A 19564-nucleotide genomic window follows, 5' to 3' on the forward strand; every position below is an offset into this window, starting at 1 on the left:
TTAAGGGGAAAACATGAAAGATTTGCTTCAAAAAATTTGGAAAAATAAACTTCAATTTTTGGATTTTAATCTTAATTTTACCAATAAAAATATTTTAGATGTATCAGAACTTGCTATCATTTTAAGCGTAAATCAAGAAAATTATGAAAGATATTTTCTTTTAAATGAATTTAGAATTATTTTTGAAAAAATTCATTTAAGAGTCGATATTTTTAGTGTTCAAAAGGCTCAAATTTGCGCAATCAATCTTTTTAAATCAGGATGGATTAAAAAGCAAGAATTATTAGATGCTTTACAAATTTTGCAAAAAATTTCAGATAATTGTGAAGTTTTTAATTTCATTGAAAAAATGGAAATAAAAGTTGTAGATAAAAAAGAACTTTTTTTAAAAAAATGTGATCAATTAGATATTATTGCTTTAGAGCTTTATAAATTAAGTTTTGATGAGAATGTAAAAATAAGACTTCATAAAAAAATAGATAAATTTAAAAAATTAGATTTTAATATCGCAGTGACTGGAATTATGAATTCAGGGAAATCTAGTTTTTTAAATGCTCTTTTAAAAAAAGATATTTTAGGGGTATCAAATATTCCAGAAACGGCTAATTTAACTCTTATAAGTTATGGTGCAAATAAAGAAGTTATGATTTATTTTTGGGATAAATATGAGTGGCAAAATATATTAAAAACTTCTAGCTTTAATGAAGAATTAAAAGCTTTTTTTGATCGTTTAGTTTTAGAGCTTGATATTGATAAATATATAAAAGATGAGGCCTTAAGTCAAAAAATTAATTTAGAAGATTTAAAAAATTTTAGTTCTGCTAAAAATAATATTTCGGCTTTGATTAAAAAAATAGAGATTAAAAGCGATTTGGAATTTTTAAAAAACAATGTTTGCATTGTTGATACTCCTGGGCTTGATGATGTGGTTATTCAAAGAGAAATTTTGACAAATGAATATTTAAAAGAGAGTGATTTTTTAATCCATCTTATGAATGCTTCACAAGCATTAACTCAAAAAGATATCGAGTTTTTAACTCATTGTTTATTAAATTCGCGTTTGAGTAAATTTTTAATCATCTTAACAAAAGCTGATCTGCTAAAAAAACAAGAGCTTGATGAGGTGAAAAATTATATTAAAAAGGTTCTCAAAGAAAAGCTTAAAGATGAAAATTTAGTCGCAAAGATTGACTTTTTATCAGTAAGTGCGAAAATGGCCAATGATTTTTATAAAAATCTTGCAAGTGAGGAAAGTCTTGAAAAAAGCGGAATGAAAGAATTTGAAAATTATTTATTTAATGAGCTTTATTCTGGAGAAAAAAGTAAAATTGCCTTAGAATCTTATAAAAAAGAATTGCTACTAGAGCTAGATTATCTTTTAAAAGAATATGAATTGCAAAATAAATTTATACAAGAAAAAGAACAAAATTTAGACGAACAAAACAAGCAATTTTTACTTCAGATGCAAAATCAAGAAAAAATCTTAAAAGAAGCCAAAGGCGAGATTTCAAATTCCATTTTGGAACTTAAAAATTTAGAAAGCGGGATTGATAATCTTGTATTATTGCTTGCAAAACAGCTTAAAGATAGGCTAGTTGATGAATTAAAATATTTTAAAAATAAATCTCAAAAAGTTGATATAAAACGTATTTTAATGATCATAGATACAACGATTAAAGATGGTATAAGCGATATCTTAAGAGAAGTTAAATTTAAAAATATGAAAAAAATTGAAGAATTAAAACTTCATCTGTCTTTGAAATATGATTTTTTAAAAGAAAATTTTAGCGATGATTTTGAAAATTTTAAAGATAAAATTTCTAAAGATATAGAAAGTATTTTTAATGATGAAAAAATAATATTACTAAAACTTGAAATTGAAAATATTATGAGTCAAAATATTGATTTATTTGATCTTGAGATCAAATTGACTCAAAGCATTAATACTATTTTTCAAAATTTCAATTTTGAAAGCGTTTTGCAAAGTCTTGATATCAATGGAGCATTTTTTCATTTTTTAGATCAAAAACTTCAAGATTATGAAGAAATTCAAAAAGAAAAGCTAAAAAATATTGAAGATTTAATGGATAAAATCAACGATAAAAATAGCAACATACTTACTTCTTTTGAAGATAATTTGCAAAATATTGCTAAATTAAAACAGCTTAGAATGGATCTTTTGCATGCAAATTAATATTTTAAATGATTTTATAAGTTCTTATGAAAAAGCTTATATTAATCATTATGATGATAGTTTTAGCGGAAAAATTAAAACAATTTGTCAAAATCTTAATGAACCTTTTATGCATCCAAGTCCTGAATTGAGTAAAGAATTACAAGAGTTATGTTTTTCATTAGATAAAAATATCAATATAGCAATTATCGGGCAATTTTCTAGTGGCAAATCAAGTCTTTTAAATTTGATCCTAAAAAAAGAATGTTTGCCTACAGGCGTCATTCCTGTAACTTTTAAGCCAACTTTTTTACATTATGCAAAAGAATACTTTTTAAGAGTGGAATTTGAAGATGGTAGCGATTTGATTACTGAAATAGAAAATCTTGCTTTATATACAGATCAAAGAAATGAGATTAAAAAGGCTAAAAATTTACACATTTTTGCTCCGGTGCCTTTATTGAAAAAAATCACTCTTATTGATACTCCTGGTTTGAATGCAAACGAAAATGACACCTTAACCACATTAAGTGAGTTAAAAAATATCCATGCAGCTATTTGGTTAAGTTTAATCGATAATGCAGGAAAAAAAGCGAAGAAGAGGTTATCAAAGAAAATGCGGAAATTTTGGGCGAATATAGTATTTGCGTTTTAAATCAAAAAGATAAATTAAATGAACAAGAACTGGATAATGTTTTAAATTATGTTAGAAAAAATTTTTCTCAATATTTTAAAGATATTATCGCTATATCTTGCAAAGAAGCTAAATTTCAAGAAAGCTATAAGCATTCTAATTTTGAACTTTTAATTGATTTTTTACAATCTATCGATGATCAAAAAGTAAAGGAAAAATTTACAAGAAGAAAAATATTTAATTTATGTAAAATTTTAGACAATGAAAATAAGCTTTTTTTAGATATTTTTGATCAACTTTTCTTAAATTTTCAAACTTATGAAGAACATGCAAATTCCATTTACGAAAGATTTTTAAAAGAAATTGAAATTTTAAACCATCAAGTTTTAAATCAACTAAAAAGCATCGGTGAAAAAATTTCAAATGAAATTTTTAATTGTATTAAAGAAAAAGAAGCTTATTTTTATCAAAAATCAAAAAAAATTTTAACAAAAAATTTATACGTAAAATATGCCTATAAAATACCTTACATTTCAACTGATGATACTTATTTATCGATGTTTTATCATTCAGATTCTATGAATAAAGAATTTAAAAAAATTAAAAATGAAATTTATCATTCTTTTGAGCAAATTAAGGAAAATTTAGTCAATTTGGTAAATGTTTTGGAAAAGAAAATTTTATTTTTTAAATCAGAATTTTCAAACATTCAAAAAGATAATGTTTTTCAAAGCGATAGAAATTTTAGTGAGCTTAGAGTTTTTTCAAATGCGAGTGAAGAATATTTTTTAAAAGACTTTAAAGGACTTTTGTTTAAAAATGCATTAGAGCTTGATTTATTTTTTGAAAAACTCAATTTAAAAGCTTTTGCAAATTATGAAAACGCGACAAGACTCACCCTTAGCTTTTTAAGTGATAAAATAAATCAAAGTCGCACTCTTTATGAGTTAGATAGCTCCAAATTTGCTCTATTTTATCCTAAAAAAAGTGAAATTTATGAAAGGGTTTTAAAGGAGCTTAATGTTTATGAATTTGAAAATTTATTGATCGATAAGCCAGCTATTACAAAAATGATCAAGAATTTTTTTAAGGACAATAAAATTTTAATTGAAAATAAAAAACATTTTATAGAGTTTAAAAAAACGGAACTTGATAAAAGAAAAAACCAAATCATTAAATCTTTCGAACTTTTAAAGGAATAAAAATGCTAAAAAGAATTCTAATTTTAATATCAATTTGCTGCAGTTTCATTTTTGCTTTTAGTGATTTAGAAAGAGCCTTGCAGCTTTATGAAGAAAATAAATTTTCTAAAGCGTATGATATGTTTAAAAAACTTTGTGAAAAAGATAGTGCAAAATCTTGTTTTTCTATGGCTTATATGCTTGAAAATGCTCAAGGAGTTTCAAGAGATATTAATACTGCTTACAAATTCTATAATAAAGCATGTAATTTAGGTTTGCCTGAATCTTGCTTTAACATGGGGCTTATTTTGCAAAATCAAGGCTATGCTAATGAATCAATTTTGGCTTTTAATAAAGCATGTAATTTAGGAGATGTGAAAAGTTGTAACAATATAGCTCTTTTTTATGAAAAAGATAAAGATGGAAAGTTGGCGACTTATTTTTACAAAAAATCTTGTCAGTTAAAAGACGCTGCTGCTTGTTATAAATTGGGTTTTTTATATGAAAAAGGAGAGTTAGTAAGGCAAAATGTAAAATATTCTCTATCTTTTTATTTTAAAGCTTGCAATTTAGGCTATGCTGAAGCGTGTTATCTTCTTGGACGCTACAACCAGCTTGAAACAAAAGATTTGCAAAAGGCTAAAATTTATTTTGGTATGGCTTGTGATAAAAAACATAAAGAAGCTTGTGCTGCTTATAAAGAATTAAATTCTAAAACTATAGAAATTTATTAAATTTTCTATAGTTCTTCATCAATTTTTAATAATATTTATTATTTTTTTGATTTAAAGTCTAGCTAATATTAATAAGAGTAATATAATCTTAATTGCGTATGTAAAGGAGAAACAAAATGCAAGATAATATTATAGATAGAAGAAGTTTTTTTAAATTAGGACTTCTGGGTGGCTCTGTTGTAGCTGCAAGTACTTTAGGTGGTGGTGCTGTATTAAAAGCAGCAGAGCTTACAGGTTCTCCAAAATCTTTACAAACTAAATCAAACAAAATTAGAGGCAGAATGTTTTTTCAAACTCAAACTGAATTTGATACTTTGAGTGCAGCTTGTGAAAGAATTTATCCTAAGGATAAGCAAGGAGAAGGAGCTATTGATCTAGGTGTTCCTTATTTTATTGATAATCAATTAGCATCGGCGTATGGATACAATGATAGAGAATATATGCAAGGACCTTTTATAGATGGCAAAGAGGAGCAAGGATATCAAACTCCTATGAAACGTAAGGATATTTTTTTAGAGGGTGTTCATGCTTTAGAAACAAATGCTAAAAAACGTTATAAAAAATCTTTTTCTTTACTTAAAGGAAAAGAACAAGATGAAATTTTAAGAGATTTTGAAAAAGGTAAAATTCAAACCATAGGTTTTAAATCTTCCTATTTTTTTACTCTTTTAAGAGAAATGACAATTGCAGGAGTTTTAGCAGATCCAATTTATGGTGGAAATGATAATAAAAACGGTTGGAGAATGATGCAGTATCCTGGAGCTCAAATGAGTTATATAGATAAAATTGCAAGTGATGAATTTTTTAATATCGAACCTGTAGGTTTAGCGGATATGGAGGATTAGAATGGCTGAAATATTAAAAAAAGTAGATGTGGTAACAGTAGGTGCAGGTTGGACAGGTGGTATTATAGCCGCAGAGCTAACAAAGGCAGGACTTAATGTCCTTAGTTTGGAACGAGGACATATGCAAAGTACTGAAAATTTTAATTTTATCCATGATGAATGGAGATATGGAATTAATTATGGTTTAATGCAAGATTGCTCCAAGGATACTGTTACTTTTAGAAATGATTTGAAAGAATTGGCTTTACCTTATAGAAAAATGGGTTCTTTTTTGCTTGGAAATAACGTTGGGGGTGCTGGGGTTCATTGGAATGGTTGGACTTTTAGATTTATGCCTTATGATTTTGAAATCAAAAGTAGAAGTTTTAAGCGATATGGAAATAAATTAGGTGATGATTATACTTTGCAAGATTGGGGCTTAACTTATAAAGATATGGAGCCTTATTATGATAAATTTGAAAAAACCTGTGGAATTTCTGGAGAGCCTAATCCGCTTGCTGAAAAAATGGGTTCTTTTAGATCAAATCCTTATCCTCAAAAACCTTTAGAAAATACAAAAATACTCAAACGTTTTGAAAATGCGGCAAAAGAGATGAATTTGCATCCATTTAGATTACCAGCAGCTAATTCAAGATCTAGCTATACTAATCCAGATGGTCAAGAATTAGCTCCTTGTGAATATTGTGCTTTCTGTGAAAGATATGGTTGTGAATATGGAGCAAAGGCAAGTCCTATAACAACGGTTATTCCTAAAGCTATGAGTACAGGTAAATATACTATACGGACTTATAGTAATGTTACACAAATTCTAAAAAAAGACGGCAAGGTAACAGGGGTAAAATTTGTAGATACTCGAACCATGGAAGAATATATTCAACCTGCTGATATAGTTGTGCTTACAAGCTATGTATTTAATAATGCTAAGCTTTTAATGGTGAGTGAAATAGGATCTCAGTATGATCCAAAAACAGGCAAAGGAACTTTAGGTAAAAATTATTGTTATCAAATGAATATGGGAACAACAGCTTTTTTTGAAGAACAATTTAATACTTTTATGGGATCAGGTGCATTAGGAACAACTTGTGATGATTTTATAGGAGATAATTTTGATCATTCTAAGGAAAAATTTTTACATGGAGCTATGATTTATAGCGTTCAATCAGGAAATCGTCCTATACAATCAGCTCCAGTTCCTCAAGGAACGCCTTCTTGGGGTGCTGAATTTAAAAAAGCATTAAATTATAATTTTACAAGAAATATTTTTATAGGTGGTCAAGGGGCTTCTTTACCTCATAAAAATAATTATTTAAGTTTGGATCCAACTTATAAAGATGCTTTTGGAATGCCGCTTTTACGCTTAACTTATAATTTTACAGATCAAGACAGAGCTTTGCATAAATTCATTACAGATAAAACAGCTCAAATAGCACAAAGAATGAAGGGTGTGAAATCAATTAAAAAAGGCTCTTATCTTAAAAATTATAGTATTGTGCCTTATCAAACCACTCATAATACTGGTGGAACAACCATGGGGGCAAGTCCTGAAATCAGTGTAGTAAATACTTATTTGCAACATTGGGATGCGGATAATCTTTTTGTTGTAGGAGCTAGTAATTTCCAACATAATAGTGGCTATAATCCAACAGATACTGTAGGGGCTCTAGCTTATCGTTGTGCTGAAGGAATTTTAAAATATCATAAAAGTGGAAAAATTCTTGCTTGAAAGCCTTTGCTTTCAAGCCTATTTATAAATTTTGAAATTAAATTACTGCAAAACTTAAAACTAAGTTTTAAGAGGCAATACTAAAATTAATATAATTATTTTGAGAGTTTTGTTGATAAGTTTTAGCTACGAAATTTTTAAATTTTTTATCTGTTGTTTCATCTGTAGATGATTGTTTGGAATTTTTTAATTCTGTATTATTAGATTCTTCTGTTTTTTCTTTATTTTCCTCTTCTTTTTCTTTAGCTTCTTCGGCTTTAAGTTTCATTGCCTCAGCTCTTGCTTCAAATTCCATTTTTGTAGCATTAGCCGCTACTTTATAATCTTGTGGACTAGGATCCGCAGGAGCCATAGCTGCGGCTACGATTTGACGAGCATTAGCTATTGTTTCTTCTGGTGTATTTCCTTTTTGCATGCTGATAGGAACTTCGCCTGCTGTAGCATACATTTGATTATCAGGTCCCCTAGTATAGGTAAAACTTGCAGCTCCAGCTAATCCACCACCAGCAGCTTGATGTGCGGCTTCATGTGCTTTTACATTTCTATCTATATTTTGGAGTTCTCTAAGTTGCTGAATTTGTTTAGCGTCAAGTTCAACGCCATTGATCATTTGTGTATCTCGTTGATTATTTTCTTTAGATGAGGTATCATCGTTATTTTTCGCATCTATAGAATTGCTATTTTTTGAGTCATTAGAAGAGTGATTAAAATGATAATATGAGCCATAATTTGAGCCAATTTGCATTTATTCTCCTAACATTTTTCTAAATTTTATCCATTTTATCTTAAAAATTTGATAATTTTTGTAAAATATTTTTATGATTTTTAATTTAATAAGGCGTAATAATGATTTATAAAAACGATTTAATTTACATAGAAAAAGAAGAATCTCAAATTCCTTGGATAAAGATTTTCACTCAACATCCTTATAAAGAATTAAGTGATTGCCCAAGTGATTTACAAAGAGAACTTTTTGATAAAATTTTACTTTGTGAAAAAGCTATGATTGAATTTTATAATCCAGAAAAAATCAATATAGCCTCATTTGCAAACTATGTACCAAGAGTTCATTTTCATATAATGGCCCGTTTTAAAGATGATGCTTATTTTCCAGAATGCATGTGGGGAAAGCAACAAAGAGAAATGAAAGATTTAAAATTGCCAAATTTTGATGATTTTGTGAAATTTTTACTCAATACTTTAAATTGATATTAATTATTGATTATTTTTTCTCTTATACAATTTCTTTCACCAAAATTATTATTAAAGGAAAAAAATGAAAAAAATTTTACTAAGCTCTTTAGTTGTTGCATCTTTCTTGAGTACAGGTTTATTTGCACAAGAATACACTTTAGATAAAGCTCATACAGATGTTGGTTTTAAAATTAAACATTTACAAATCAGCAACGTAAAGGGAAATTTTAAGGATTATAGCGCAGTTATAGATTTTGATCCTAAAACTTATGAATTTAAAAAACTTGAAGCTGTAATCAAAGTAGCCTCTGTTAATACTGATAATCAAACCAGAGATAATCATTTGAGACAAGATGACTTTTTTAAAGCAAAAAAATATCCTGATATGACATTTGTAATGAAAAAATATGAAAAAATTAGTAAAGAAAAAGGAAAAATGACAGGGATCTTAACCATAGCTGGAGTTTCAAAAGAAGTGGTTTTAGATACTGAAATAGGCGGTATGGCTAAAGGAAAAGACGGCAAAGAAAAAGTAGGCTTTTCTTTAAATGGAAAAATCAAGCGTTCTGAATTTAAATTTGGTGCCGGAACTTCTACGCTTACTTTAGGTGATGATATCACTTTAAGTATTGATGCTGAAGCAAACGAAAAATAATACTAAATCTAAGAGAGCTTTTCTCTTAGATTTTCTAAAATATAAGTTAAACTTTTATCCTTATTTTCTTCCCATATAAGTTTAAATTCTGGTTTAAAGCTTTCATTTTCTAATTTTAATTCTGTATTTTTTAAAGTCGATTCTAAAAAAGCAAGATGATTTAAAGCAGTATTTTTGTCATTAAAAATTAAAATAAAATCATAATTTTGTATAAAAATTTTTGTCTTAAAGCGTTTTAAAATTTTAGCAATTTGTTTTAAAATAAGTTTGACATAAGATTCTTGAGTATATTGTAATTCATTAAAATGAAGTAAGGCGATGATGTAATGATCTTTTCCTTTAAGATAATGCATCAATTTTTTTTCATTGGGCAATTTTGTCAAGGTATCAAAAAATAAATTTTGATATATTTGATACAAAATAACAAAGCAAAAAATCAAACTAGCAAATTCAAAGTATTTAACACTACAAAAAAAATCAAATAAAAATTGTAAATTTGCTCCAACAAAGGCTAACAAAAGATAATATTCTTTTCTTTTAAAGCTTTGTATAATCAAGATAAAAGCACAAAGGATAAAAAATAAAAAAGCAAGTTCATTGATCGGTTTAAGTAAAATTAAATTTAAATGAAAGTCTAAATTACTAGCATTGAAATTAGTGTTATTTGGGAGGATAAAACCTAAAATTGCTATAAAAATGATGATTAAAAAAGAGCTAAGATTGCTTTTTTCTAAAATTTTATTGGATATTTTTTTTACTCCAAGTAAAACAAAAATCAAAGGCAAAAATAAAGAAACAAACAAGTGAGCTTGAAATATACTATTGAAAAAATAAGGCAAATGAAAGACAAGTAAAGCAAGAGTGATAAAAAATATACGCGTATTTTTAAAATAAAAAGCTAAAAATAACGTTAAAATTTCACAAATCAAACTAAAATAACTTAAAAAATCTAAAAAAAACATCAATCAACCTTATAAATAATAAAAATTGAGAATTTTATATAAAAAAACTTAAAAATTAGTCTTTGTTAAATTTTGAGATTTCTTCTTGGATTTTTTGTTCCATATGAAGGAGTTCTTCGTAGTCTTTTTTCTGCTTTTCTAAAAGTTCATCAAATTTAAATCCTAGCATGACAATACGATATAAATTAGGTTTATATTTTCTCCAGTTATATAGTGTGCTTACATCAACATCAATTTCATACGCCATGTCGCGTTTGCTTTTTTTGATCATCTAATTCCTATTAAAATTTTTAAAATTCTACATTAGTTTTTCTTTATTAAAAACATTTGAAATATTCAATTATTTATTATAAAAATATTTAATATTTCAATAATAATTAAGTTTTAATGTGGAATAATTCCAAAGTTTTATTTATTTTTAAGGAGTTTAGTTTATGGATTTTAACAATGTTCTTTTTTCTGTGCAGGATAAATTGCCAAAAGATGGTATATCTGCTATGACTTTAAAAGAAAAATTTGAAAGCTTAAGCGAAAGCAAACAACAAGAAGTTGCAAGCAATCTTCCTATGCTTGGGTTAAAAAGTCCAGCTTTGGTCTTTTGGGTAGGGACTTTTTTATTTGGTGCTTTTGGAGTAGGACGTTTCATGATAGGCGATATGGCACTAGGATGTGTTCCTTAGGACTTACTCTAGTTGGTTTTATTTGTGGTTTATTTATGCTTGAAAGTACTTTTTTTGCGATTTGTTATTTTATTTTTGGTTTTGCAAATTGGATTTGGTGGATTGTGGATATGTTTTTAGTGGGCAAAAAACTTCGCAAACAAAATTTTGACAAAATTTTTAATCTTATGCAGTGATTATTGTTTTAAATTTTTTAACTAGTAATTCTATTTTTAAAGAAAGGAAAATTTTACTTTGTGAATGCTGAAGATTTTGGAACTTTTACAGGTTTTTTACTGATAGTTTTATATATGTTGCCTGCAGTCATAGCTTTATGCAGGAAACATTCAAATTGGTTGATTATATCTTTGCTTAATTTTTTGTTAGGCTGGACTATAATCGTTTGGATAGTGTGTTTAATTTGGTCATTTGTGAGTGGAGTAAAACAAACTATTATTATAAGAGAAGAAAAAAATAAGGAGAAAAAATGAAAAAAGTTTTATATTTTATTGCGTTAGTATTATTTTTAGTTGGTTGCGGAAGTGATTTCCCAGGTCAACCAAGTGATGTTGCTAGGGTTCAGCAAACAAAATACGGCAATGGAAATTTAAAGGAAGAAATTCCTTATAATAAAGAGTCAAGAATTCATGGAGTAAAAAGAACCTTTTATCCCGAAGGACAGTTAGAAAGTGAAGAAAACTATAAAAATGGAAAGAAAGAAGGAATAAGCAAAGAATATTATGAAAATGGACAGCTTATGGCTGAACTTAATTATAAAAACAACGAAAAAGTTGGAGAGTTTAAAGGATATTTTCCTAATGGAAAATTACAAGTTGAAGGAAAATTTTCATCCAACGGAAAAGGATATGTGGGTAGTTTTAAAGAGTATTATGAAGATGGAAATTTAAAAAAAGAAGAAAATTATAATGACGAAGGTAAAGAAGATGGTTTGCAAAAATTTTATAATGCAGATGGTTCTTTGCGTAGTGAAGGGAGCTATAAAAACGGCACCAAAGATGGAGTATTTAGAACTTATGAAAATGGAGCAGTTATTAAAGAGCAAGAGTTTAAAAATGGTGCTTTAATACAAAAGTCTAACTAAAGGGAAATAATATTGCAAAAAATGATTTTTTTGTTATTTTTAGGTTGTGCGGTTTTAAACGCACAACCTATTGGCGAGTGTAATAATTTTTTAATTATCCAAAAATTAAAAGATGTATTTAAGGATAAAATTGTAAAAAATTTTTACAACTCTATCAATTTAAAAGAAATACTTGAAGATTTTGAAGTTAATGAAAGCGAGTATCTCGAGTTTATTGATGAGATGAAAGAATATATCGAGATTGATTCTATTTCTTCCTTTGAAAAATTTGATGAAAATACATGCAAAGCTATTGTCAATGTTAAAATAAGAATTGATGAAGGTAAGTACGAAAAAGGTTCTATAGAGATTGTTTATAAATTTTTAGATTCGGATAAAATAAAAATTACAAATATGAAAGAAAATTAATTAATGATAGAGAGGGAAAACAATGTTGCGAAAAATGATTTTATTATTGTTTTTAGGTTGTGCGGTTTTAAACGCACAACCTATTGGTGAGTGTAATAATTTTTTAATTATTCAAAAATTAAAAGATATACTTAAGGATAAAATTTTGCAAAATGCTTATGATTCTAGCGGTTTAAAAGGAATGGGTGTTGATTATGAAGAATATCTTGAAAAAGCTAAAGAATACCCAGGTGCTATGGTAGAGATTAATTCTATATCTTCATTTGAAAAAATTCGTGATAATGAATGCCTTGCGATTGTAGATGCAAAAGTAATGGGAGATAAAGGTTTTTTTACAATTACATATGAAATTTTAAATTCACATAAAGTAAAAATTACAAATATTATTATGCGTTAATTCAATCATTTATATTTTAGAGCAATAAAACATTGCTCTAAATTCCAATCAAACTAAAATCAAGCTTTTTTTGCTACAATTTCTCAAAATTTTTTATAAGTAAAAATCTAAGGAATCTTTATGGTTGAAGTAAGAAATCTTACCATGCGTTTTGCAAATCAACTTTTATTTGAAAATGTCAATTTAAAACTCGTTCGTGGGCAAAGATATGGACTTATAGGTGCCAATGGTGCTGGAAAATCAACTTTTTTGAAAATTCTTTCAGGTGAAATAGAATCAAGTAGTGGTGAAGTTGTTTTTGATGAGGGTTTAAGGATCGCAGTTTTAGGGCAAGATCAATTTGCTTTTGAAAACTACACCATTAAAGATGCGGTTATGTGTGCCAATAAAAGATTATATGAGGCCTTAAAAGAAAAAGAAAAGCTTTATATGAGTGAAGAATTTACCGATGAAATCAATGAACGCTTAAGCGAACTTGAGATGATAACGGCTGAAGAGGATCCAAATTACGATTGTGAAACGCGTTGTGAAAAAATCTTAAGTTCTTTAAAAATCAAAGATTTTGATGCTTTGATGAGTACTTTGCAAAGTGCGGATAAATTTAAAGTTTTACTCGCACAAGTGTTATTTTTAGGTGCAGATGTGCTTTTTTTGGACGAGCCTACAAACAATCTTGATCTAGAGGCAATTTCTTGGCTTGAAAATGAACTTTTAAGACACGAGGGAACTTTGGTAGTGATCTCTCACGATAGGCATTTTCTTAATAAAATTTGCACAAGAATTTTAGATGTTGATTTTAAGCAAATTCGAGATTTTGCCGGAAATTACGATGATTGGTATATGGCTTCGACGCTTTTAGCAAAACAAGCTGAACTTAAACGCGATAAAACTTTAAAAGAAAGAGAAGAATTAGAAAATTTTATCCGCCGTTTTAGCGCAAATGCATCCAAGGCAAAACAGGCCACAAGTAGGGCTAAGGCACTCGAAAAATTAGAGCTTGAGGAAATTAAAATTTCAAGTCGCAGGGATCCTAGTATCGTTTTTCGTTTAGGAAGAGAGATTGGCAATGAAGTTTTAGAGCTTAAGGGAATTTCTAAAGCTTATGAACATAGTTTATTTTCAAATTTGGAACTTAAGATAGAAAAAAATGATAAAATTGCTTTAATCGGAGCAAATGGCGTGGGTAAATCAACTTTGGCAAAAATCATTGCAAATGCCATCACTCCAGATAGCGGTAATTTACATTTAGGTGCAACTATAGAGCTTGGATATTTTCCACAAGATACAAGCAATATTATCAATGAAAATTTAAAGCTTTATGAATGGCTTATGAGTGAAAAATTTAAAGATTTAGATGAGATTAGAAAGTGTTTAGGAAGAATGCTTTTTAGTGGAAGCGATCAAGAAAAAATGGCCGCAAATTTAAGTGGAGGTGAAAAACATCGCTTAATGCTTTCTCGTCTTATGTTAGAGCGTCCAAATTTTTTACTTTTAGATGAACCTGATAACCATCTTGATCTTGAAAGTATTATTGCTTTAGGAGAGGCTTTGTATAATTTTCAAGGCGTGGTACTTTGTGTGAGTCACGATAGAGAACTCATCAGTTCTTTTGCTAATCGTATTTGGGAATTAAAAGATGGAAAACTTTTGGACTTTAGAGGAAATTATGAAGAATTTTTAGGAGAAAATAATGGCTAAATTTAGAATTCAATACAGTGCAGGTTTTGGGCATTTTACTCAAAATCATAAAGGTTTTGGTCCGACTATTTATATCGAAGAAGTTGTAGAATTTGATAACGGGAAAGATTATTTTGATTATATTGATTTTTATAAGGCTTATTCTAAGCCCGATGATACCTATTTTCATATCAGTTTTTTAGAGGATAGACCTTTAAGCGATAAAGAAATTACTATACGCAATGAATACCGAAAAATGCGTGATGAAAACTGCAAAAAAGCTAAAGAAAATTTCATAGCAAATCGCGAAATTGACGTGGAATATGTCCCAACTCATCACGATTAATCTTTAAAAGGAACGATTTTTGCTTGCATAATTTTTGCATATTTTGAAAGGAGAAAGTTATGCAAGTAAGTTACAAAACCATAAGCTCGTATGAATACGATGCTATCAGTGGTCAGTATAAAAAAGTGGATAAAGAAGTTGAGGATTATTCTTCTAATTCTGATTTCACAAGTCTTTTAGACAGATTAAGTGAGAATGAAAATTCGCAGAATTTGGATTCTAAAATAAACAATGAGAATTCAAATTCAAATCATTCTTTAAGCACATACGCTCAAAATTCAAATGTTTATGCTTATCGTTTTAGGCAAAATGAAGGGGATCTTTCTTTAAGATCTCAAAGTGCAAGTGTGCATAATGATCTTTTAAATCAGAATGAACAAAAGAATAGCTCTCTTTTGAATGATTTATTAAGTGCAATTTAATCAAAGTCCCATTTATGGGGCTTTACTGTCTTTGTATTTCTAGAGGTGTAAAATTTTTACAAAATACTTCAAATTTTTCTTTTTCATTTTTATTAACATAGAAACTCAAAATCACTCTTTCATCTATAAAATCGCGTTGAAATTTTAAAGTGTTTGAATTTAAAAAATGCTCCAAGCGCCCAAGATTTTTTATATTGATAACAATTTCAATTTTTTCTTTAATTTCAAAAGGCATTAAAGTTGAATGACAGATCACTTCATTAACAGCATCACTATATGCCCTTACAAGTCCTCCTGTGCCAAGTTTTATCCCGCCAAAATATCTCACTACAATGACAGCTGTATTGATCAGATCAAAACCTCTTAAAACATTTAAAGAGGGCATTCCAGAGGTTCCTTTAGGTTCGCCATCATCGCTTTTATCTTCTACGATTTGATTAAAATCATTTAAATATCTATAAGCATAGACAAAATGCACAGCTTTTGGGTGTTCTTGTTTTAAATTGCTTAAAAGTGTTTTAAAATGCTCATAAGGACAAAGAAAAGCTAAAAAAGTGGATTTTTTGATTTCAATACTGCTTGTATAAATTTGAGTGACAATTTGCATTTTAACCTTAGGTGAATTAAAAATTTATATATAGCTCGATTAAAATAAACATAGTATCAATTTTAAGCTAAATTTATAATTTAAGATTAATTTGCTAGAATTAAATTCATGAAAAAAGTCAAAAAAACGCATTTTATTATTTTATTGATCTTTGATTTTTTAGCCCTTTTTTATGGAATTTCTACTTTAAGTATCAGTAGTGATGAGGCTGAAATTTATTTTGGAGAAAGAAATTCTCTTTTATTTTTTTCGCATGATTTGCTTTATTATCTGACTCATTTTGGAACTTTTATTTTGGGTCAAAATGATTTTGGCTTAAGATTTCCTATTTTGTTTTTTCATTTTTTAAGTTGTTTTTTACTTTATAAATTAGCACAAAAATATACCAAAACACCTCTTGATACCTTTCTTTCACTTTTACTTTTTATTTTACTTCCTGGGACTGTTGCGAGTGCTTTATTGGTCAATGAGGCTGCTATAGTTATTTTTTTAACATTAGCAATACTTTGTGCTTACGAGTATGAAAAAAAATGGCTTTTTTATCTTCTTTTAATCCTTTCTTTGTGCGTGGATAAATCATTTAATATTTTATTTTTAACCTTTTTCTTTTTCGGAATTTATAAAAAAGATTTTCTTTTATTGAATTTATCTTTGATACTTTTTGGAATCAATATCAGTTTTTATGGTTTTGATATAAGCGGACGTCCAAGAGGATATTTTTTGGATACTTTAGGAATTTTCTCCGCTTGTTTTTCTCCGCTTGTTTTTATTTATTTTTTTTATGTTATTTATCGTTTGATGTTTAGAGAGAAAAAAAGTTTACTTTGGTTTCTAATGAGTATTACTTTTATTTTTTGCTCCTTGCTTTCTTTAAGGCAAAAACTTTATTTGGAAGATTTTCTTCCATTTTGTGTCATTTGCACTCCTTTGATGATAAAAACTTTTATGGAAAGCTATCGCGTAAGATTGCCTGTGTTTAGATTGAAATATAAAATTTTTATAGAATGCACAGTTATTTTTTTGTTATTTTGTTATTTTGTTATTATAGGAAATCAATTTTTGTATTATATAGTTTCAAATCCTAAAAGAAATTTTGCAAACAATTACCATTTTGCTAAAGAATTAAGTCAAGAATTAAAAAAGCAAAATATTTTTGCGATCAGAGTTTCTGATGCCTTACAAAAAAGATTAAAATTTTATGGGATTAAAGATAGCAATACTTTTTATTTGAGTGCTATAAAAAATGATAAAGAAGATGATAAAAATCAAAAAATAATCAAAGTCAAGTTAGGTAAATTTGAAAAAAAATATCAAATCAAAAGCTTTAAGTAAGGCTTTTACTCTTTTAGAACTTGTTTTGATTATTTTTATTTTAGGCATTGTTATTTCTATAGCTAAAATCAATATAAAACAAGACAGATCGATTTTGGGCGCAAAACAAATCCTTAATGATATCAATTATCTTAGAAATTTAGCCATGATACAAGAAAGCTTTAGAAATTCAGATCTAGCGGTGGCCAAAAGAGAATGGTATAAAAGCAGGTGGCAACTCTATTTTATCAAATCTGCAGCGACTGATTATGAGCAAACTTATACTATTTTTTTAGATAAAAATGGCGATGGCAATGCAAATTTAGGTAAAACAGATATCAATATCGATAGAGAAATCGCCATAGATATCTTAAATCCTAAAAAACTCATGAATTCAGGACAAAGCGGAGTGATCGATAAGGATGATGAAAAAGCAACCAAAAGATTTAATATTTTTAAAACTTTCGATATAGAAAAAGTTGAATTTAAAGGATCTTGCAGCGGTTCGACAAGAATTGTTTTTGATGAAATGGGAAGATTATATTCTCCGCTTAAAAATTCTAAAAGTCTCTATGATAAAAATTTAGCAAAAAGTGGCAAAAATTGCATCATTCGCTTAACCTCCAAATATAAACGTCAAATTTGCATAGTGATTGATCCTCTAAGTGGATATGCTCATATTCCCAAATTTAGCAATTTTAATCAGCAATCACTGATCTACAATGGAAAAACAACTGAGTGTTCTAAAATTTAGTTAAAATAAATTTTAGATAATGTCACAAATTAGCTTTTGCATTATTTTAATCACATCTATAAAAATTAAAATCTTTACTTTTTATAGATGATTTAAAAATACATCCACTACTAAAACACTTTTCTAAAAAATAATAAAATTTATTTATCAATAATAATAAAAAATTTTAATTTGATAATTTTAGTTATATTTTATTATAATTACAATTATTTTTAATTATAATTTTAATTATTTTTAAAAATAAAACATAGAACATCTTTTAAACCAGAGGTTAAAGCTAGTAAACAATCCCTATAATTTTAGCTTTAACCTTTCTAAAATTAAATCAAGTTGCAATGATTACATTGCTTTTTAATAATATAAATTATTTCTTAAATAAATATTTAGAAATGATTTTTAACCTAAGAAAGGATTTTATGAAAAATAAAAATTTATCTAAAAAAACAAAAAAAATTAAAAGCCAATCTATTTCTAAAAAATTCTTATTTTCTTTAGCAACAGTTTCTGTTTTAAGCACTTGTGCTGATGCTAAAATTAATGGCGGTGGTTGTAATGATACAACTTGTGGAACGGTAAGTAGCACACAAAATACTGCAATCACTGTAAGTGATAAAGATAATGTAAAATTAACTATTGAAAGTGGTGGTTCGGTTATAACAAATGGTACTTCTGTAACATTTAATAATAACTCATCGCTTCAAAATTTTGACAATCAAGGAACTATCCAAAATAATAGCAGCCAAGAAGCTATAAAATTTCATGGAGCTACTATAGATAATTTTAAAAATAGTGGACTTATTTCTGGTAGCTGGTCTGGTCTTGAAATAAATAGTGGAACAAATCATATAAAAACCTTTGAAAATAGCGGTACCATACAAAGCACAGGAAAAAATACAAACGGTATACTTCTTAAAAATGGAACTATAGATAATTTTACTAATGAAAAAAATGGATTAATTAGCGGTAAAGGTGATGGTATACTTTTTGAAAATTCAACTATAAAAACTTTAACTAATAGTGGAACCATAGAAGGAAAAGGTGTTGGGTTAAAACTTTTTAATAATGCTAGTAATAATACAATCGATACCTTAAAAAATACCGGAACGATTAAAGGTGGTGCTGAAGGTATTAATATGTCGAAAATAACAATTACTGATTTTTCAAATGATGGTGTAATTCAATCTGAAAATTGGAGCGGTGTTGTTTTGTATGAACAATCAACTATAGAAAATTTTACAAACAAAGGCACTATAGAAAGTAAAATAAAAGATAATGATAAGATTGGATTGGCGGGACTTTATATACAAAAATCTCACATAAAAACTTTTACTAATGAAGGTATTATTTCTGGAAATAATGGTGTAAGCTTATTTGCTGGTACTGTAGATAGTTTTATCAATAAAGGTACCATAATAGGAACTTCAAGTTATAAAAATACTGCGGCTTTATCACTTCAAAATTTAGAAGAAGATGGGCAAAGTCTTGTTAAAACTTTTACTAATGAAGGACTTTTAAAAAGCGAAAGTAATGGTATAGCTATAGAATCAGGAAGTAAAATAGAAACTTTAAACAATAAAGGAACGATAGAAGCTAAATTAAACGGTTTGTCTTTTTATATAGCTCCTCCTGCCGGTGATCTTATAGAGGTTGGCCAAATCAACCTTGAATCTAGTAGCGTTATTAAAGCAGGCAATGATGGACTCCATATAGATGGAAGTGATAAAGATATTAAAGTTAAAGGTATTGATGTAAAAAGTGGAGCATTGCTTCAAGGTGCTCG

The 19564-nt window shown here is 27.7% G+C and carries 19 protein-coding genes and 3 pseudogenes; 18 read left to right on the forward strand and 4 right to left on the reverse strand.

From position 1 onward, the window contains the following. The first annotated feature begins 13 nt into the window (after positions 1-13). The 5 genes and pseudogenes from H2277_RS06305 to H2277_RS06325 all read left to right on the forward strand — a co-directional run bounded on the left by H2277_RS06305 (position 14) and on the right by H2277_RS06325 (position 7290). On the forward strand, positions 14-2194 hold the full coding sequence (locus tag H2277_RS06305) for a dynamin family protein (protein WP_337201500.1): 2181 nt from the start codon (positions 14-16) through the stop codon (positions 2192-2194). Continuing rightward, a pseudogene (locus tag H2277_RS06310) lies at positions 2184-4009 on the forward strand (dynamin family protein). Before H2277_RS06305 ends, H2277_RS06310 begins: the two are co-directional and overlap by 11 nt. A gap of 2 nt (positions 4010-4011) precedes the next feature. Then, positions 4012-4722: a tetratricopeptide repeat protein gene (locus tag H2277_RS06315; RefSeq protein WP_337201501.1), complete on the forward strand. Its 711-nt coding sequence runs from the start codon at positions 4012-4014 to the stop codon at positions 4720-4722. A 116-nt stretch (positions 4723-4838) separates the two neighbouring features. After that, a complete protein-coding gene (locus tag H2277_RS06320; RefSeq protein WP_337201502.1) occupies positions 4839-5567 on the forward strand; it encodes a gluconate 2-dehydrogenase subunit 3 family protein in 729 nt (242 codons plus the stop codon). Position 5568: 1 nt separating this feature from the next. Further along, positions 5569-7290: a GMC family oxidoreductase gene (locus tag H2277_RS06325; protein ID WP_337201503.1), complete on the forward strand. Its 1722-nt coding sequence runs from the start codon at positions 5569-5571 to the stop codon at positions 7288-7290. A gap of 67 nt (positions 7291-7357) precedes the next feature. Here the strand turns inward: H2277_RS06325 and H2277_RS06330 are convergent, their stop codons facing one another. After that, positions 7358-8035, reverse strand: a complete 678-nt coding sequence (locus tag H2277_RS06330) for a putative metalloprotease CJM1_0395 family protein (RefSeq protein ID WP_337201504.1) — start codon at positions 8033-8035, stop codon at positions 7358-7360. Between the two features lie 101 nt (positions 8036-8136). Between H2277_RS06330 and H2277_RS06335 the strand changes: the two genes are divergently transcribed. Then, positions 8137-8499 carry an HIT family protein gene (locus H2277_RS06335; RefSeq protein WP_337201505.1) on the forward strand — a complete coding sequence of 121 codons (363 nt, stop codon included), beginning with the start codon at positions 8137-8139 and terminating at the stop codon, positions 8497-8499. Positions 8500-8566: 67 nt separating this feature from the next. Next, entirely contained in the window at positions 8567-9139 is a 573-nt protein-coding gene (locus H2277_RS06340) for a YceI family protein (protein WP_337201507.1), read from the forward strand. A gap of 8 nt (positions 9140-9147) precedes the next feature. On the opposite strand, the gene H2277_RS06345 is transcribed toward H2277_RS06340, so the two are convergent. After that, complete coding sequence (locus tag H2277_RS06345) at positions 9148-10101, reverse strand: hypothetical protein (protein ID WP_337201508.1); 954 nt, start codon at positions 10099-10101, stop codon at positions 9148-9150. A gap of 55 nt (positions 10102-10156) precedes the next feature. Next, positions 10157-10372 (reverse strand): transcriptional regulator, encoded by a 216-nt coding sequence (locus tag H2277_RS06350; protein ID WP_337195262.1) that lies wholly within the window; start codon positions 10370-10372, stop codon positions 10157-10159. A gap of 163 nt (positions 10373-10535) precedes the next feature. Between H2277_RS06350 and H2277_RS06355 the strand changes: the two are divergent. From H2277_RS06355 to H2277_RS06390, 8 genes and pseudogenes are all read left to right on the forward strand, one after another. Then, positions 10536-10957, forward strand: a pseudogene (locus H2277_RS06355) (hypothetical protein). Between the two features lie 60 nt (positions 10958-11017). Further along, complete coding sequence (locus H2277_RS06360) at positions 11018-11251, forward strand: superinfection immunity protein (protein ID WP_212741633.1); 234 nt, start codon at positions 11018-11020, stop codon at positions 11249-11251. Beyond that, positions 11248-11862, forward strand: coding sequence for a toxin-antitoxin system YwqK family antitoxin (locus tag H2277_RS06365; RefSeq protein WP_337201509.1), 615 nt, complete (start codon positions 11248-11250; stop codon positions 11860-11862). Before H2277_RS06360 ends, H2277_RS06365 begins: the two co-directional genes overlap by 4 nt. 12 nt (positions 11863-11874) lie before the next feature. After that, the gene (locus tag H2277_RS06370) at positions 11875-12270 is read left to right on the forward strand and encodes a hypothetical protein (protein ID WP_337201510.1); all 396 of its coding nucleotides are present in this window, start codon (positions 11875-11877) and stop codon (positions 12268-12270) included. Positions 12271-12292: 22 nt separating this feature from the next. Continuing rightward, on the forward strand, positions 12293-12667 hold the full coding sequence (locus H2277_RS06375) for a hypothetical protein (RefSeq protein ID WP_337201511.1): 375 nt from the start codon (positions 12293-12295) through the stop codon (positions 12665-12667). A gap of 120 nt (positions 12668-12787) precedes the next feature. Next, entirely contained in the window at positions 12788-14365 is a 1578-nt protein-coding gene (locus H2277_RS06380) for an ABC-F family ATP-binding cassette domain-containing protein (protein WP_137623201.1), read from the forward strand. Continuing rightward, the gene (locus tag H2277_RS06385; RefSeq protein WP_337201517.1) at positions 14355-14690 is read left to right on the forward strand and encodes a hypothetical protein; all 336 of its coding nucleotides are present in this window, start codon (positions 14355-14357) and stop codon (positions 14688-14690) included. Before H2277_RS06380 ends, H2277_RS06385 begins: the two co-directional genes overlap by 11 nt. A 59-nt stretch (positions 14691-14749) precedes the next feature. Then, a complete protein-coding gene (locus tag H2277_RS06390; protein ID WP_337201512.1) occupies positions 14750-15112 on the forward strand; it encodes a hypothetical protein in 363 nt (120 codons plus the stop codon). Between the two features lie 22 nt (positions 15113-15134). Here the strand turns inward: H2277_RS06390 and H2277_RS06395 are convergent, their stop codons facing one another. Next, entirely contained in the window at positions 15135-15719 is a 585-nt protein-coding gene (locus H2277_RS06395) for a YigZ family protein (protein ID WP_337201513.1), read from the reverse strand. A 108-nt stretch (positions 15720-15827) separates the two neighbouring features. Here H2277_RS06395 and H2277_RS06400 point away from each other — a divergent pair, with 108 nt between their 5' ends. The 3 genes and pseudogenes from H2277_RS06400 to H2277_RS06410 form a co-directional block, all read left to right on the forward strand. Then, complete coding sequence (locus tag H2277_RS06400) at positions 15828-17051, forward strand: hypothetical protein (protein ID WP_337201514.1); 1224 nt, start codon at positions 15828-15830, stop codon at positions 17049-17051. Beyond that, entirely contained in the window at positions 17017-17784 is a 768-nt protein-coding gene (locus H2277_RS06405) for a prepilin-type N-terminal cleavage/methylation domain-containing protein (RefSeq protein ID WP_337201515.1), read from the forward strand. Before H2277_RS06400 ends, H2277_RS06405 begins: the two co-directional genes overlap by 35 nt. A gap of 416 nt (positions 17785-18200) precedes the next feature. After that, positions 18201-19564, forward strand: a pseudogene (locus H2277_RS06410) (hypothetical protein); the annotation flags it as partial.

The organism is Campylobacter sp. W0014 (genome assembly GCF_020135975.1).
Classification (GTDB): domain Bacteria; phylum Campylobacterota; class Campylobacteria; order Campylobacterales; family Campylobacteraceae; genus Campylobacter_D.

Excerpts from the sequence above, each read along its gene's own strand:
- H2277_RS06305 (WP_337201500.1), top strand. The coding sequence starts at position 14 with ATGAAAGATTTGCTTCAAAAAATTTGGAAAAATAAACTTCAATTTTTG.
- H2277_RS06315 (WP_337201501.1), top strand. The coding sequence starts at position 4,012 with ATGCTAAAAAGAATTCTAATTTTAATATCAATTTGCTGCAGTTTCATT.
- H2277_RS06320 (WP_337201502.1), top strand. The coding sequence starts at position 4,839 with ATGCAAGATAATATTATAGATAGAAGAAGTTTTTTTAAATTAGGACTT.
- H2277_RS06325 (WP_337201503.1), top strand. The coding sequence starts at position 5,569 with ATGGCTGAAATATTAAAAAAAGTAGATGTGGTAACAGTAGGTGCAGGT.
- H2277_RS06330 (WP_337201504.1), bottom strand. The coding sequence starts at position 8,035 with ATGCAAATTGGCTCAAATTATGGCTCATATTATCATTTTAATCACTCT.
- H2277_RS06335 (WP_337201505.1), top strand. The coding sequence starts at position 8,137 with ATGATTTATAAAAACGATTTAATTTACATAGAAAAAGAAGAATCTCAA.
- H2277_RS06340 (WP_337201507.1), top strand. The coding sequence starts at position 8,567 with ATGAAAAAAATTTTACTAAGCTCTTTAGTTGTTGCATCTTTCTTGAGT.
- H2277_RS06345 (WP_337201508.1), bottom strand. The coding sequence starts at position 10,101 with ATGTTTTTTTTAGATTTTTTAAGTTATTTTAGTTTGATTTGTGAAATT.
- H2277_RS06350 (WP_337195262.1), bottom strand. The coding sequence starts at position 10,372 with ATGATCAAAAAAAGCAAACGCGACATGGCGTATGAAATTGATGTTGAT.
- H2277_RS06365 (WP_337201509.1), top strand. The coding sequence starts at position 11,248 with ATGAAAAAAGTTTTATATTTTATTGCGTTAGTATTATTTTTAGTTGGT.
- H2277_RS06375 (WP_337201511.1), top strand. The coding sequence starts at position 12,293 with ATGTTGCGAAAAATGATTTTATTATTGTTTTTAGGTTGTGCGGTTTTA.
- H2277_RS06380 (WP_137623201.1), top strand. The coding sequence starts at position 12,788 with ATGGTTGAAGTAAGAAATCTTACCATGCGTTTTGCAAATCAACTTTTA.
- H2277_RS06390 (WP_337201512.1), top strand. The coding sequence starts at position 14,750 with ATGCAAGTAAGTTACAAAACCATAAGCTCGTATGAATACGATGCTATC.
- H2277_RS06395 (WP_337201513.1), bottom strand. The coding sequence starts at position 15,719 with ATGCAAATTGTCACTCAAATTTATACAAGCAGTATTGAAATCAAAAAA.
- H2277_RS06400 (WP_337201514.1), top strand. The coding sequence starts at position 15,828 with ATGAAAAAAGTCAAAAAAACGCATTTTATTATTTTATTGATCTTTGAT.